The following is a 13,890-nucleotide window of genomic DNA, read 5'->3' as shown; positions in this document are numbered from 1 at the left end:
TTTTTTTTGCCTGCGCGCTTGTGCGCTTACGAAAGCCCGCCCTGGCACAGGTACTTGATGTGCAGGTAGTCGTCGAGCCCGTGCACCGAGCCCTCGCGTCCGTAGCCCGAGGCCTTGACGCCGCCGAAGGGGGCAGCCTCGGCGGCGAGCGCGCCTTCGTTGATGCCGACGATGCCTGTCTCCAGCGCCTCGGCCACGCGCCAGATCCGGCGCACGTCCTGCGAGTAGAAGTACGCCGCCAGGCCGAAGGGCGTGTCGTTGGCCGCCGCGATCACCTCGGCCTCGCTTTTGAAGCGCGTGATCGGCACCACCGGCCCGAAGGTCTCCTCGCAGCTGCAGGCCATGCTGGCGTCGGCGTTCACCAGCACCGTGGGCGCGTAGTAGTTCGGACCCAGATCGACGAGGCGCCTCCCGCCGGTGAGCACCTTGGCGCCCTTGGCGAGCGCGTCCTGCACATGGCGCTCGATCTTCTCGACCGCGCGCGCATTGATCATCGGACCGATCTGCGAGGCTGTGTCGCTCGCCGGGCCCACCTGGAGTGCGCCGACGCGCCCGGCCAGCTTGTCGGCGAAGGCGTCATGCAGGCGCTCGTGCACGAACACGCGGTTCGGGGAGACGCAGGTCTGCCCGCCGTTGCGGAACTTGGCCGCTATCAGGCCTTCGACGGCGGCATCGAGATCGGCATCGTCGAACACGATGAAGGGCGCGTTGCCGCCGAGCTCGAGCGACAGCTTCTTCAGCGTGTCGGCCGATCGGCGCGCCAGGTGCTGGCCCACCGGCGTGGAGCCGGTGAAGCTGATCTTGCGCACGCGCGCATCGTCCAGCCACACGTCCACCACCTCGGGCGTGCGCTCGCGCGAGGCGGTGACGATGTTGATGACCCCCGCCGGCACCCCGGCCTCCTGGGCCAGCTTGACCAGGGCCAGCGAGGTCAGCGGCGTGTCCTCGGCCGGCTTGCACACCACGGTGCATCCGGCCGCGAGCGCCGGGGCGATCTTGCGCGCGATCATGGCCGCCGGGAAGTTCCACGGCGTGATGGTGGCGACCACGCCCACCGGCTCCCGCAGCGCGAACATGCGCCGTCCCGCCACCGGCGCGGGAATCACGTCGCCATTGGCGCGCGTGGCTTCCTCGGCAAACCACTCGATGTAGCTGGCGGCATAGGCCACCTCGCCCCGGCCCTCGGCCAGCGGCTTGCCCTGCTCGCGCGAGATCAGCCGGCCCAGGTCCTCCTGGTGCGCCATCACCAGGTCGTTCCAGCGCTTGATGATCTGCGCGCGCTGCTTGGCCGGCACCGCGCGCCAGGCCGGGAAGGCGGCGTGCGCGGCAGCTACCGCGGCGCGTGCGTCGGCGGCCGTGCCGTCGGGCACGCTGGCGAAGACGGCGCCGGTGGCGGGGTCGGTGACATCCAGGCGGCGCGTGTCGCTCGCCTCGCGCCAGTCGGCGCCGATGAGCTGCAGGCCAGGCATCAGGTCCTGGCGTTCGAGAGTCAGTGTCATGGTGTTTGTCATGGAAGGTTTCAGGCTGCAGCGACGCGCGCGGCGATCGCGATGCCCATCTCGGTGGTCGAGGCCGTGCCGCCGAGGTCGCGCGTGCGCGGCCCTTCGCGCAGCACCGCCTCGATCGCGCCGAGGATCGCGTCGTGCGCGGCGCGCCCCGCGCCCCGGCCCTGCGTGAGGAAGTCCAGCATCAGCGCCCCCGACCAGATCATCGCGATCGGGTTGGCGATGTTCTGGCCGTAGATGTCGGGCGCCGAGCCGTGCACGGGCTCGAAGAGCGAGGGGAACTTGCGCTCCGGGTTGAGATTGGCCGAAGGCGCCAGGCCGATGGTGCCGGTGGTCGCGGGGCCCAGGTCGGAGAGGATGTCGCCGAACAGGTTGCTCGCCACCACCACGTCGAAGCGCGTGGGCTGCAGCACGAAGCGCGCCGACAGGATGTCGATGTGCTGCTTGTCCACCTGCACCTCGGGGTAGTCGCGGCCGATCGCATCGGCGCGCCCGTCCCACCAGGGCATGCTGATCGCGATGCCGTTGCTCTTGGTGGCCACGGTCAGGTGCTTGCGCTTGCGCGCCTGGGCCAGCTCGTAGGCGTACTTCAGCACGCGATCGGTGCCGTGGCGCGAGAAGACCGACTCCTGGATCACGATCTCGCGCTCGGTGCCTTCGTACATCACGCCGCCCAGCGAGGTGTACTCGCCCTCGGTGTTCTCGCGCACCACCAGGTAGTCGATGTCGCCGGGCTGGCGGCCCGCCAGCGGGCAGGGCACGCCCTCGAACAGGCGCACCGGGCGCAGGTTGATGTACTGGTCGAACTCGCGCCTGAACTTCAGGAGCGAGCCCCACAGCGAGACGTGGTCCGGCACGGTGGCGGGCCAGCCGACGGCGCCGAAGTACAGCGCGTCCACGCCCTTGAGCTGCTCCTTCCAGTCGTCCGGCATCATGCGGCCGTGCTCGGCGTAGTAGTCGCAGCTGGCCCAGTCGATGGTGCGGCATTCGAGCTCGAAGCCGAAGCGCTCTGCCGCGGCCTGCACGACGCGCAGGCCTTCGGGCATCACTTCCTTGCCGATGCCGTCGCCGGCGATGAGTGCGATGCGGAAGGTGGGGGTCATGTCGGTGTCTTTCATGCGGCCAGCGCCATCTTGCGGTCCATCTCGTCGAGCCAGCCCTGGCGCAGCTCGGGCACGGAACGGGCCAGCAGCTCGTAGTAGGGATGGTGCGGCCCGCGCTCGTAGTCGGCGCGCGCCACCTGAGCGAGCTTGCGCCCGTGCTGCATCACGACGATCTCGTCGCACACCGCGCGCACGGTGTGCAGGTCGTGGCTGATGAAGAGGTAAGAGACGCCGAGCTCGCGCCGCAGCTCGGCCATCAAATCCAGCACCGCCGCGCCGACGACCGTGTCCAGCGCCGAGGTCACCTCGTCGCACAGGATCAGGTCCGGCTCGGCCGCCAGCGCGCGCGCCAGGTTGACGCGCTGCTTCTGTCCGCCCGACAGGCCGCCCGGCAGGCGCCCGGCGACGGTCTGCGGCAGCTTCACCAGGTCCAGCAGCTCGCGGATGCGCTGGCGCAGCGGCTCGCCGCGCAGGCCCTTGTAGAACTGCAGCGGCCGCGCCAGGATGCGCTCGATGGTCTGCGAGGGGTTCAGCGCCGTGTCGGCCATCTGGAAGACGATCTGGATGCGGCGCAGCTCTTCCTTGTCGCGCTGTGCGAGCGTCGGCGCGAGCGCGCGCTGGTCGAACAGGATGCTGCCGTGGCACGGGCTCAGCAGGCCGGCGACGGCGCGCGCCAGCGTGGTCTTGCCCGAGCCCGACTCGCCGATCACGCCGATGGCTTGCCCGCGGTGGAGTTGCAGGTTGATGTCCTCCAGGATCAGCTGGGCCGGGCGGCCCTTCGCATCGACCGGTCCATAGCCGGCCGAGAGCTGCTGCACGTCGAGCAGCAGCGAGGTCTCGCCCGCGACAGGGCCGCACGCACGCGGCGCCGGCCGCGCGGCGGCCAGCAGGCTCTTGGTGTAGTCGTTCACCGGCGCCGTGAGGATCTGCCCGGTGGAATTCACCTCGCGCATCTTGCCGTCGCGCAGCACCAGGATGTGGTCCGCCATCTGCGCCACCACCGCGAGGTCGTGGCTCACGTACACCGCGGTGGCGCGGCGCTCGCGCACCACGCGGCGGAAGGCGCGCAGCACCTCGATCTGCGTGGTCACGTCCAGCGCGGTGGTGGGCTCGTCCAGGATCACCAGGTCCGGGTCGCCGATCAGCGCCATCGCCGCCATCAGCCGCTGCAGCTGGCCGCCGGAGACCTGGTGCGGATAGCGCTCGCCGATGGTCTCGGGATCGGGCAGCGCCAGCTCGCGGAAGAGCTGCACCGCCTTGGCCTCGGCCTCGGAGCGCTTGCACAGGCGGTGGATGACGGTCGGCTCGACCACCTGGTCCATGATCGTGCGCGAGGGATTGAAGGAGGCGGCCGCGCTCTGCGCGATGTAGGCGACCGTGCGGCCGCGCAGCGCGCGCTGCTGCGCCGCATCGAGCGCGAGCACGTCGACCTCGCCGATCTGCACGCGGCCTGCCGAGATGCGGCAGCCGTGGCGCGCGTAGCCCATCAGCGCCAGGGCGGTGGTGGTCTTGCCGGAACCCGACTCGCCGATCAGCGCCAGCACCTCGCCGGGCTGCACGCAGAAGCTCAGGTTGTCGACCAGCGTGTTCGCGCCGGCCGTGATGCTCAGGCCCTGGACCTTGAGTGGTGCGCCCATCAGCGTGCTCCTCGTTCGCGGGCGGTGCGGCCCGGCAGGTTGTCGATGACGAGGTTGACCGAGATGGTCAGGCTCGCGATGGCCAGCGCCGGCACGATCACCGAGGCGCCGCCCATGGCCAGCGCACCGATGTTCTCGCGCACCAGCGAGCCCCAGTCGGCCGCCGGCGGCTGGATGCCCAGGCCGAGGAAGCTCATGCTCGCCAGCAGCAGCACGACGTAGACGAAGCGCAGGCCGAGGTCGGCCAGCATCGGGCCGATGATGTTGGGCAGGATCTCGCGCAGCATGATGTAGAGCGTGCCCTCGCCGCGCGTGCGCGCCACGGTCACGTAGTCCAGCGCATTGATGTTGACGGCCAGCGAGCGCGCCATGCGGTAGGCGCCCGGCACGTAGATGATGCCCGCCGTGACGACCAGCATGGGCACCGAGGAGCCGAAGCCCGCCACCATGATGAGCGCGAACATCTTGCTCGGGATGGCCGTGAGTGTGTCCAGGCCGCGGCTGAGCACCGCGTCGATCCAGCGGCCGCTGGCGGCGGCCAGCAGCGCCAGGGTGATGCCGGTGCCGCTGGCCAGCAGCGTGGCGAGCAATGCGACGCCGACCGTGTAGCGCGCGCCGTCGATGATGAGCGCCAGCATGTCGCGCCCGAGGTAGTCGGTGCCCAGCCAGTGCGTCGCGCTCATGGGCGCGAAGACGTTGGAGGTGCCCATGGCCGCCGCGCTGTGCGAGAGCAGCCAGGGCCCGAACAGGGCCGCGAGCATCCAGAACAGCAGCACGGCCAGGCCGAGCAGGCCGGAGATGCCGAAGCCGGCGAGCCAGCGCAGCGGGCTGCCGCGGCGCCCTTGCGGCGCGGGCGCGATGGCAGCCGTGGCGCTCACAATGGGTGTGGAGGTGGATGTTGTTTCCATGGAGCTCACCTCAGCGATGCCGCAGCCGCGGGTTGGCCACGATGCCGCAGATGTCGGCCGTGGTCACCAGGATCAGGTAGGCGCAGCAGAAGATCATGGCGCAGGTCTGCACCAGCGGCATGTCGCGCTGCGAGACGCCATCGACCATGAGCTTGGCGATGCCCGGGTAGTTGAAGATGGTCTCGACGATGATCACCCCGCCGAGCAGGTACGACAGGCTCAGCGCCACCGCGTTGGCGATCGGGCCGACCGCGTTGGGCAGCGCGTGCGCCAGCACCATGCGCATCGGCGAGGCGCCCTTGAGCCGCACCATCTCGATGTAGGGCGCCTCGAGCTGGTCGATCACCGCGGCGCGCGTCATGCGCATCATCTGCGCGACGATCACGCAGCACAGCACCAGCACCGGCATGGCAAAGGCGCGCAGCATCTGCCCGATCGACTCGATGTCGTTGACGAAGGACAACGCCGGCAGCCAGCGCAGCTGGACCGCGAACACCAGCACCGCCAGCGTCGCGACCAGGAACTCCGGCACCGACACCACGCCCACCGCCGTGGTCGAGGCGGCGCGGTCGAACCACGAGCCGCGCCACACCGCCGAGGCGATGCCGAGCGTGAGAGCGATCGGCACCGAGAACAGCGCCGTGATCGCCGCCAGCAGCAGGGAGTTGGGCAGGCGGCTGGCCACCAGCTCGGCCACCGGCATCTGCGTTGTGGCGGAGCGGCCGGGGTCGCCTTGCACCATGCCGAGCAGCCACTTCGCGTAGCGCTGCGGCGCCGGCACGTCCAGGCCCATCTGCGCGCGCAGCGCGGCCAGTGCCTCCGGCGTGGCCTCCTGGCCGAGCTGCTCCTGCGCGGCATCGCCGGGCAGCACCGCGGTGATCGAGAAGACGATCACCGACACCGCCAGCAGCGACAGCAGCGCCAGCGCGATGCGCTGGGCCAGGAGCTTCAGGATCACATGGTTCATGAGGATCTTCCGGTGCGCGGATCAGGCTTCGAGCCAGACGTTCTCCGCAAAGTTGTAGCCCATGAGGCCTCCCAGCGGGATCGGCGACAGCCCCTTCAGCTTGGACGTGTGCCCGTCGATGCTGGCGAGGAACAGCGGGATGCCGATGCCCGCGTCCTGGTGGATCAGGGTCTGCATGTCGGCGTACATCTGCTTGCGCTTGGCCAGGTCGGTCTCGGCGCGCGAGGCCAGCAGCAGCTGGTCGAACTTCTCGCTCTTCCAGCGCGACTCGTTCCAGGCCGCGCCCGATTGGAAGAACTGCGTCAGCAGCACGTCGGCGCTGGGCCGCGGGTTGACGTTGCCGAAACCCACCTGGCTGTTGAGCCAGTGATTCGACCAGTAGCCGTCGGCCGGCATGCGCTTGATGTCCAGCTCCAGCCCGGCGCGTTGCGCGGCCTGCTGCAGCACCAGCGCGATCTCGACCGAGTAGAGGGCCGCCGGCGACGCCACCACCGGCACCTTGCCGGTGACGCCGGACTTCTGCAGGTGGAACTTCGCCTTGTCGAGGTCGAAGGGCCGCTGCGGCAGCCCGGCGAAGTAGAAGCGGTTGGTCGGGTCGATCGGCTGGTCGTTGGCGATCACGGCGTAGTCGAGCGCGATGGTCTTCTTCATCTGCTCGCGGTCGAACAGGTACTTCATCGCCAGCACGAAGTCCGGGTTGGCGCCGGGGCCCACGTCCTTGCGCATCACCAAATCGGAATACTGGCCCGACTGCGTCGCGAAGATCGCGAAGCCCGGCGTTCCCTTCACCCGCTCCACCGAGCGCGGATTGACCGAGCCCACCAGGTCCATGCCGCCGGACAGCAGCGCGTTGACGCGCGCGCTCTCGTCGCCGATGCCCACGAACTCGATCTCGTCGAGGTAGGGCTTGCCGGGCTTCCAGTAAGCGTCGTTGCGCACCACGAGCGAGCGCACGCCGGGCTTGAATTCCTTGAGCTTGTAGGGCCCGGTGCCGATGCCGGCATTGAAGTCGGTGGTGCCTTCCTTGACGATGTGGAAGTGGAAGGTGCCGAGGATCACCGGCAGGTCGGCATTCGGCGCGCTGAGCACCACCGTCACCTCGTTGGGGCCGGTGGCCTTGACGCTCTCGATCTGGTCGGCGAGCACCTTGGCCTTGGAGGCGGTGGCCGGGTCTTTGTGGCGCATCACCGAGAACACCACGTCGGCCGGCGAGAGCGCCTTGCCATCGTGGAAGGTCACGCCCTTGCGCAGCGTAAAGACCCAGGTCTTCGCGTCCTTGGTGGTGAACGATTCGGCCAGCGCGGGTTGCGGCGTCAGGGTGCCGTCCAGCGAGGTGAGGCCGTTGTAGATCATGTTGCAGCGCGAGTAGTCGGTCTGGTTCGACTGCTTGGCCGGGTCCAGCGTGTCGGTGGCGGCGGCGGTGGCACCAGCGACGCGGATGCGGCCGCCCTTCCTGGGCGTTTGCGCATGAGCGTTCATCGCTACGCCGGCCAGGCCGCCGGCCAGCGTGGCCTGCATGCCGCCGGCCATCAGCATCGAGAGGATGTCGCGCCGCGTGGCGCCGCGCCGCAGCGACTCCATCATGCGAAGGCTTTCGCCGGGACCGACGAGATTTTCGAAGCTCTTGTGGCTGCTGTCGTTCATGGTGGGGTGCTCCTGGTGAGGCCTTGTGGTTGAAGAAAGCGGAACGAAAGAAAGTGGAGGCTCGCGGGGACGCTCAGGCGGCCAGCCGGTCCTTGAGCGTGTAGTACAGGCCCACCGCCGGCAGAAACCAGGGCGGACCGAAGTGGCCGGGGATGGCGGGCCAGTCGTGGTCGCGCCATGGGTTGGCGCTCGCGTCGCCGGCCATCACGGCGGCCATGCGCTGGCCCATGTGCACCGACATCTGGGTGCCGTGGCCGCTGTAACCCATCGCGTAGTAGAGGCCGTTGCGCTCGCCGGCATGCGGCAGGCGGTCCTGCGTCATGTCGACCAGGCCGCCCCAGCAATAGTCGAGCCGTACCGGCCCGAGTTGCGGAAAGGTTTCGGCCAGGCCGGCGCGCAGGATCTCGCCGCTCGCGGCATCGGACTGAGGACTGGAGACCGCGAAGCGCGCGCGCCCGCCGAAGACCAGACGGTGGTCCGCGGTGAGCCGGAAATAGTGGTGGATGTTGGCCACCGTGGTGTAGGTACGCCGCGCGGTCAGCAGGGCCTGCGCGCGCTCGGCGCCCAGCGGCTCGGTGACCACGATGAAGCTGCCGATCGGCACGATGCGGCGGCGCAGCCAGCCGAAGCTGCCGTAGCCGCCGTGGCGCGTCGCACCGGTGGCCAGCAGCACCTGCTGTGCGGCGACGGTGCCGCTCGCCGTGTGCAGCCGATGTGCATGGCTCTGGCCCAGGCGCTCGATGCGCTGCACGCTCGTGCCGGTGTGGATCTGCGCACCGTTGCGCTCGGCTGCTGCGGCCAGGCCCTGCGCGAAGCGGCCCATGTGCATCTGGCCGCTGCGCTTGTAGAGCAGGCCGCCGTGGAACTGCTCGCTTTGCACTTCGGCGCGCACGCGCGCGGCATCGAGGATCTCGACGTCGGTGTCGACGCCGTCGCCGATCAGGCGCTCGGCGCTGCGTTCGAGCGCGGCCATCTGGCTCGCTCGCGTGGCGAGCTTGAGCTTGCCGTGGCGCAGGAAGTCGCAGTCGATGGCCTCGTCGCGCACCAGCCGCTCGACCGTGTCCACGGCGTCGTCGTAGGCGCGGTACCAGGCACGGGCCCGGTCGGCACCGAACTTCGCGGCCACATCGGCATAGTCCACCGCCAGGCCGTTGTTGACATGGCCGCCGTTGCGCCCCGAGGCCTCGGCCGCCACGCGCTCGCCGGCCTCCAGCACCACCACGGAGGCGCCGCGCCGTGCCAGCGCCAGCGCCGCCGAAAGGCCCGTGAAGCCGCCGCCGACGACGGCGACGTCGACCCTGGCCGGCAACTCATGCGGCTCGGGCACGAAGGCGGGCGCCGAATCGGTCCAGTAGGAGTCGAGCTTCATGGCGTGGGGCGCGTGGCTGGGAGCGATCAGAGACCGACGACGCCGGGCAGGCCGCCGATGTCCTTGATCTCGACGTAGCGGTAGGCCGGGTTGCCCGGGCCATGGCCACGGTTGACGAACACCTTGTTGACGATGCCCAGGTCGTCCGCCGACATCAGGTCGTAGCGCAGGCTGGAGGACACGTGCAGCACGTCTTCGGGGTTGCAGCCCAGCGAGTCGAGCATGTATTCGAAGGCCTTCAGGCGCGGCTTGTAGGCCTGGGCCTGCTGCGCGGTGTAGACGCGGTGGAAGGGCGCGCCGAGCATCGCCACATTCTTCTGGATCTGGTCGTCCGAGGCGTTCGACAGGATCACCAGCGGGATCTCGTTGGCGATCTTGGCCAGGCCCGCGGGCACGTCCGCATGCGGCGCCCAGGTGGGCACGGCGTCGTAGTACTTCTGCGCTTCGCTGTCGAGGTACTGGATCTTCCACTTCTTGCACAGGCGGCGCACTGCGTTCTTCAGCACCACCTCGTAGGGCTGCCAGTCGCCCAGCACTTCGTCGAAGCGGTAGGCGGTGAAGTCGGCGATGAACTGCTCCATCTGCTCGGTCGGAATGCGGTCGGCAAAGATGTCGCGCGTCATCTCGCCCATGCGAAAGCGCGTCAGCGTGCCGTAGCAGTCGAAGGTGATGTACTTGGGACGGAAGGGCATGATGGTCTCTATTCCTTAAATGAAAGATGCAAATGCGACGAACTCATGACGACGTGATTGCAGCATGCGGCCGCGTCGCGGTTGTAGGGAAATGAAGTGCCTGGCGCACGAAAGCTGCGGTTTGAAGGGGCGCCGGCGGCATGCCGTGCGGTCTGCCCCGCCGGCGTGCGGCCATGCACCTTAGTGCGCTGCAGCAAAGTCGGTGAGCACGCTTTTGAAGCGCAGGTTGGCCTCCACCGCCTGGCGCCCCAGGTCCTTGCCGATGCCCGACTTCGAGCGGCCCGAGCCGCGGCGCGCCGGCTTCGATCAGCTCGGCCCAGCGGCGCAGCACCCAGGCGGCCGCGGATAAAATGGCCTGAGCGCACCTGGATCTGTCGCGGGTCGAAGACTTGCATGGGTCAGCTCGAACGGTGGTCGGAGAAAGAGGGCCGGAGCGGCGCTCGATGCTAGGCAGGTTGGCACCGCATTTGTGTGCGTAAGCGCGCGCGTTGCCGCATCGAATTGCGAAACCCGGGGCCGCGACAGTCGAAGCTTGCAAGTTGCGGCGAAGCGCGAATTCGGTCTGGCGCAAGCCACGGATGTCGTCCAAGATGAGCTGCCCTTTTGCTCGCACGAAGACCTCCCGATGCCCGCCCAGACACCGAACGCACCCGCTCTCGACGGCGTGGTGCTGAGACCGATGACCGCGGCCGACCTGCCGCTCGCACACGCCTTGACCGCCGAGCTGCGCTGGCCGCACCGCCCCGCAGATTGGGCGCAGGTCTTCGCCCATGCCGAGGGCATCGTCGCCGAGCGCGACGGCGAGCTGGTCGGCACCGCCCTGCGCTGGCGCTGGGGCGAGCGCCACGCCACCATCGGCCTCGTGATCGTGTCGCCGGCCTGCCAGGGCCGCCGCCTCGGCCACCGGCTGATGAGCGCGGCGCTCGAAGAGCTCGAGGAGCACACGGTGCTGCTGCATGCCACCGCCGAAGGCCGAGGTCTCTACGAGCGCCTGGGCTTCGTGCGCACCGGCGAGCTGCGGCAGCACCAGGGCGTGGCCCAGCCGGCGCCGCTGGTCGCGCTGCCCACGGGCTGGCGCCTGCGGCCTGCCGGTCAGAGCGAGGCCGCATCGTTGCAGGCGCTCGATGCCGCTGCACGCGGCATGCCGCGCGATGCGCTGATCGCGGACCTGCTCGACAGCGCCGATGCCTGCGTGGTGCTCGACCACGACAACGCGCCGCGCGGCTTTGCGATGCTGCGCCGCTTCGGGCGCGGGCACGCGATCGGTCCGGTGGTGGCGCCCGACGCCGAAGGCGCGAAGGCGCTGATCGCGCACCTCGCCGGGATGAATGCGGGCCACTTCACGCGCATCGACATCGACTTCGCCAGCGGCCTGGCCGAATGGCTCGAGAGCATCGGCCTGCTGCGCGTGGATGCGCCGACGACGATGGTGCGCGGCACGCCGCTCGCCAAGGCGCCGGATGGTCCCGCGCTGTTCGCGATCGTCACGCAGGCCGTGGGCTGAGTTCCATGGGCTCGACCACCTTTCTCTACAAGTCCGACCCGGTGCGCGGCCGCCAGTGGGCCGAGGTGTTCCGGCGCCGCGCGCCCGGGATCGACTTCCGCATCTGGCCCGACATCGGCGACCCGGCGCAGGTGCGCTTCCTCGCGGCCTGGGAGCCGCCGCCGCAGTTGGCGGAACGCTTCCCGAACCTGGAGGTCCTGTTCTCTTCCGGCGCCGGTGTCGACCAGTTCGACTTCGCGGCGCTGCCGCCGGACTTGCCCGTGGTGCGCATGGTGGAGCCCGGCATCGTGCAAGGCATGGTCGAGTATGTGACGCATGCGGTGCTCGGCCTGCATCGCGACATGCCGCGTTACCGGCGCCAGCAGCAGCAGGGCCAGTGGCGCCCCTTGCCCGTGCGGCCCGCCGGCGAGCGGCGCGTGGGCGTGCTGGGGCTCGGCTCGCTTGGCCAGGCCGTGCTGGCGCAGCTCGTCGGCCTGGGCTTCGATTGCGCGGGCTGGAGCCGCTCGCGGCATGCGGTCGAGGGGGTGCAGTGTCATGCCGGCGCCGACGAGCTGGCGGCCTTTCTCGGGCGCACCGACATCCTCGTGTGCCTGCTGCCGTTGACCGATTCAACGCGCGGCTTTCTCGACGCGCGCCTGTTCTCGATGCTGCCCGAAGGCGCGGGCCTGGTGCACGTCGGCCGCGGGCCGCAGCTCGTGGATGCCGACCTGCTGGCCGCGCTGGCCAGCGGCCGGATCGGCGATGCCGTGCTCGACGTGACCGACCCCGAGCCGTTGCCGCCGGAGCATGCCTTCTGGCGCCATCCGCATATCCAGCTCACGCCGCACATCGCGAGCGTGACGCAGCCGCTGAGCGCGGCGGAGGTGGTGCTCGACAATCTGCGGCGCTTCGAGGCGAGCGAGCCCATGATCGGCCTGGTCGACCGCGCGCGCGGGTACTGAGGCCCTCTGTGCACGACGGCAGGATCTGCTGTCGCGACGCGCACAACCGCAGCCTGCTTCGCACAAGGCCCTCAATGCGGCACCCGCACGAGGGGCATGCGGCCTAAGCTTTTGGACATCCAAAGGCCCGACCACCGCCCCTCATGACACACCCCACTGCATTGCCCAACAAGGCCGCGCTCGACGCCATCGACCGCGCCCACCTCATCCATCCCGTCTCGCCCTGGCGCGTGCACGAAGAGCGCGGGCCCACCGTGCTCGCCTCAGGCCGCGGCGCGTGGCTGACCGATGCCAACGGCCATGAACTGCTCGACGCCTTCGCAGGCCTCTGGTGCGTGAACGTGGGCTATGGGCAGGAAAGCGTGGTGCAGGCCGCGGCCGAGCAGATGCGCCGGCTGCCGTATGCCACGGGCTACTTCCATTTCAGCAGCGAGCCGGCCATCCGCCTGGCCGAGAAGCTGGTGCAGATCACGCCCGCCTCGCTGACCCGCGTGTACCTCACGCTGGGCGGCTCCGATTCGGTCGATGCCGCGGTGCGCTTCATCGTGCAGTACTACAACGCGATCGGCAAACCATCCAAGAAGCAGTTCATCGCGCTGGAGCGCGGCTACCACGGCTCCTCCTCCACCGGCGCGGGACTCACGGCGCTGCCGGTCTTCCACCGCGGCTTCGACCTGCCGCTGCCCACGCAGCACTACATCCCTTCGCCCAACCCGTACCGCCATGCCGACGGCGCCGACCCGCAGGCGCTGATCGCGGCCTCGGTGGCGTCGCTGCGCGCCAAGGTCGCGGAGCTGGGCGCGCACAACGTGGCGGCCTTCTTCTGCGAGCCGATCCAGGGCTCGGGCGGCGTGATCGTGCCGCCCAAGGGCTGGCTGAAGGCCATGCGCGAGGCCGCGCGCGAGTTGGACATTCTCTTCGTGGTGGACGAGGTCATCACCGGCTTCGGCCGCACCGGGCCGATGTTCGCGTGCGAGGCCGAGGGCGTGGAGCCCGACCTGATGACCGTGGCCAAGGGCCTGACCGCCGGCTACGTGCCGCTGGGCGCGACACTGATGTCGGAGAAGGTCTATGCAGGCATCGCCGACGGTGCGCCTGCGGGTGCTTCGATCGGCCACGGCGCCACCTATTCGGCGCACCCGGTCGGCGCCGCGGTCGCGCTCGAGGTGCTGCGGCTCTACGAGGAAGGCGGCGTGCTGGCCAACGGCCAGCGCGGCGCGGCGCATTTCGCGGCCGGGCTCGATGCGCTCTGCGCCCATCCGCTGGTGGGCGATGCGCGCCACCGCGGCCTGCTGGGCGCGCTGGAGCTGGTGAGCGACAAGGCGACGAAGCGCGGCTTCGATGCGGCGCTCGGGCTGCCAGACCGCATCTTCGCCGCTGGCTACCGCAACGGCCTGGTGTTTCGCTCCTTCGGCGACCACATCCTCGGCTTTGCGCCGGCACTCACCTTCACCGAGGACGAGTTCGCGCAGATGTTCGTGCGCCTGAAGAAGACGCTCGACGAGGTGCTCGACGCACCGGACGTTCGCGCCGCGCTGGCCGGCTGAGGCAACCCTGGGAGAACACCGGACGCAGCGCGCCGCGGCAGACGCAGAATCGAGTTCTCCGCGTTCACCGTCA

11 protein-coding genes are annotated in these 13,890 nt (G+C 69.7%); 3 read left to right on the top strand and 8 right to left on the bottom strand.

Going from position 1 to position 13,890, the window contains the following annotated elements; genetic code table 11:
* Positions 1-26: 26 nt before the first annotated feature.
* The 8 genes from AC3A6X_RS11730 to AC3A6X_RS11695 form a co-directional block, all read right to left on the bottom strand.
* Positions 27-1,499, bottom strand: a complete 1,473-nt coding sequence (locus tag AC3A6X_RS11730) for an NAD-dependent succinate-semialdehyde dehydrogenase (RefSeq protein ID WP_487842321.1) — start codon at positions 1,497-1,499, stop codon at positions 27-29.
* A gap of 20 nt (positions 1,500-1,519) precedes the next feature.
* The gene (locus AC3A6X_RS11725) at positions 1,520-2,608 is read right to left on the bottom strand and encodes a tartrate dehydrogenase (RefSeq protein ID WP_487842439.1); all 1,089 of its coding nucleotides are present in this window, start codon (positions 2,606-2,608) and stop codon (positions 1,520-1,522) included.
* A gap of 11 nt (positions 2,609-2,619) precedes the next feature.
* Positions 2,620-4,245, bottom strand: a complete 1,626-nt coding sequence (locus AC3A6X_RS11720) for an ABC transporter ATP-binding protein (protein WP_487842320.1) — start codon at positions 4,243-4,245, stop codon at positions 2,620-2,622.
* The gene (locus AC3A6X_RS11715) at positions 4,245-5,153 is read right to left on the bottom strand and encodes an ABC transporter permease (protein WP_487842319.1); all 909 of its coding nucleotides are present in this window, start codon (positions 5,151-5,153) and stop codon (positions 4,245-4,247) included. Before AC3A6X_RS11715 ends, AC3A6X_RS11720 begins: the two co-directional genes overlap by 1 nt.
* Positions 5,154-5,163: 10 nt before the next feature.
* Positions 5,164-6,120 carry an ABC transporter permease gene (locus tag AC3A6X_RS11710; RefSeq protein ID WP_487842318.1) on the bottom strand — a complete coding sequence of 319 codons (957 nt, stop codon included), beginning with the start codon at positions 6,118-6,120 and terminating at the stop codon, positions 5,164-5,166.
* A 21-nt stretch (positions 6,121-6,141) separates the two neighbouring features.
* Positions 6,142-7,764, bottom strand: coding sequence for an ABC transporter substrate-binding protein (locus AC3A6X_RS11705; protein WP_487842317.1), 1,623 nt, complete (start codon positions 7,762-7,764; stop codon positions 6,142-6,144).
* A 73-nt stretch (positions 7,765-7,837) separates the two neighbouring features.
* Positions 7,838-9,133, bottom strand: coding sequence for an NAD(P)/FAD-dependent oxidoreductase (locus AC3A6X_RS11700; RefSeq protein ID WP_487842316.1), 1,296 nt, complete (start codon positions 9,131-9,133; stop codon positions 7,838-7,840).
* A 26-nt stretch (positions 9,134-9,159) separates the two neighbouring features.
* Entirely contained in the window at positions 9,160-9,825 is a 666-nt protein-coding gene (locus AC3A6X_RS11695) for a haloacid dehalogenase type II (protein WP_487842315.1), read from the bottom strand.
* A gap of 625 nt (positions 9,826-10,450) precedes the next feature.
* On the opposite strand from AC3A6X_RS11695, the gene AC3A6X_RS11690 reads away from it, so the two are divergent.
* The 3 genes from AC3A6X_RS11690 (at position 10,451) to AC3A6X_RS11680 (ending at position 13,817) form a co-directional block, all read left to right on the top strand.
* Entirely contained in the window at positions 10,451-11,329 is an 879-nt protein-coding gene (locus AC3A6X_RS11690; protein WP_487842314.1) for a GNAT family N-acetyltransferase, read from the top strand.
* Positions 11,330-11,334: 5 nt separating this feature from the next.
* Positions 11,335-12,270, top strand: a complete 936-nt coding sequence (locus tag AC3A6X_RS11685; protein ID WP_487842313.1) for a 2-hydroxyacid dehydrogenase — start codon at positions 11,335-11,337, stop codon at positions 12,268-12,270.
* Positions 12,271-12,413: 143 nt separating this feature from the next.
* The gene (locus AC3A6X_RS11680) at positions 12,414-13,817 is read left to right on the top strand and encodes an aminotransferase class III-fold pyridoxal phosphate-dependent enzyme (RefSeq protein ID WP_487842312.1); all 1,404 of its coding nucleotides are present in this window, start codon (positions 12,414-12,416) and stop codon (positions 13,815-13,817) included.
* Positions 13,818-13,890 lie beyond the last annotated feature (73 nt).

This window comes from Variovorax sp. Soil_C_12, assembly GCF_057657375.1.
Note: the sequence above shows the minus strand (reverse complement) of the source record. Positions and strands in the feature narration are given on the sequence as shown.

Excerpts from the sequence above, each read along its gene's own strand:
- AC3A6X_RS11730 (WP_487842321.1), bottom strand. The coding sequence starts at position 1,499 with ATGACACTGACTCTCGAACGCCAGGACCTGATGCCTGGCCTGCAGCTC.
- AC3A6X_RS11725 (WP_487842439.1), bottom strand. The coding sequence starts at position 2,608 with ATGACCCCCACCTTCCGCATCGCACTCATCGCCGGCGACGGCATCGGC.
- AC3A6X_RS11720 (WP_487842320.1), bottom strand. The coding sequence starts at position 4,245 with ATGGGCGCACCACTCAAGGTCCAGGGCCTGAGCATCACGGCCGGCGCG.
- AC3A6X_RS11715 (WP_487842319.1), bottom strand. The coding sequence starts at position 5,153 with ATGGAAACAACATCCACCTCCACACCCATTGTGAGCGCCACGGCTGCC.
- AC3A6X_RS11710 (WP_487842318.1), bottom strand. The coding sequence starts at position 6,120 with ATGAACCATGTGATCCTGAAGCTCCTGGCCCAGCGCATCGCGCTGGCG.
- AC3A6X_RS11705 (WP_487842317.1), bottom strand. The coding sequence starts at position 7,764 with ATGAACGACAGCAGCCACAAGAGCTTCGAAAATCTCGTCGGTCCCGGC.
- AC3A6X_RS11700 (WP_487842316.1), bottom strand. The coding sequence starts at position 9,133 with ATGAAGCTCGACTCCTACTGGACCGATTCGGCGCCCGCCTTCGTGCCC.
- AC3A6X_RS11695 (WP_487842315.1), bottom strand. The coding sequence starts at position 9,825 with ATGCCCTTCCGTCCCAAGTACATCACCTTCGACTGCTACGGCACGCTG.
- AC3A6X_RS11690 (WP_487842314.1), top strand. The coding sequence starts at position 10,451 with ATGCCCGCCCAGACACCGAACGCACCCGCTCTCGACGGCGTGGTGCTG.
- AC3A6X_RS11685 (WP_487842313.1), top strand. The coding sequence starts at position 11,335 with ATGGGCTCGACCACCTTTCTCTACAAGTCCGACCCGGTGCGCGGCCGC.
- AC3A6X_RS11680 (WP_487842312.1), top strand. The coding sequence starts at position 12,414 with ATGACACACCCCACTGCATTGCCCAACAAGGCCGCGCTCGACGCCATC.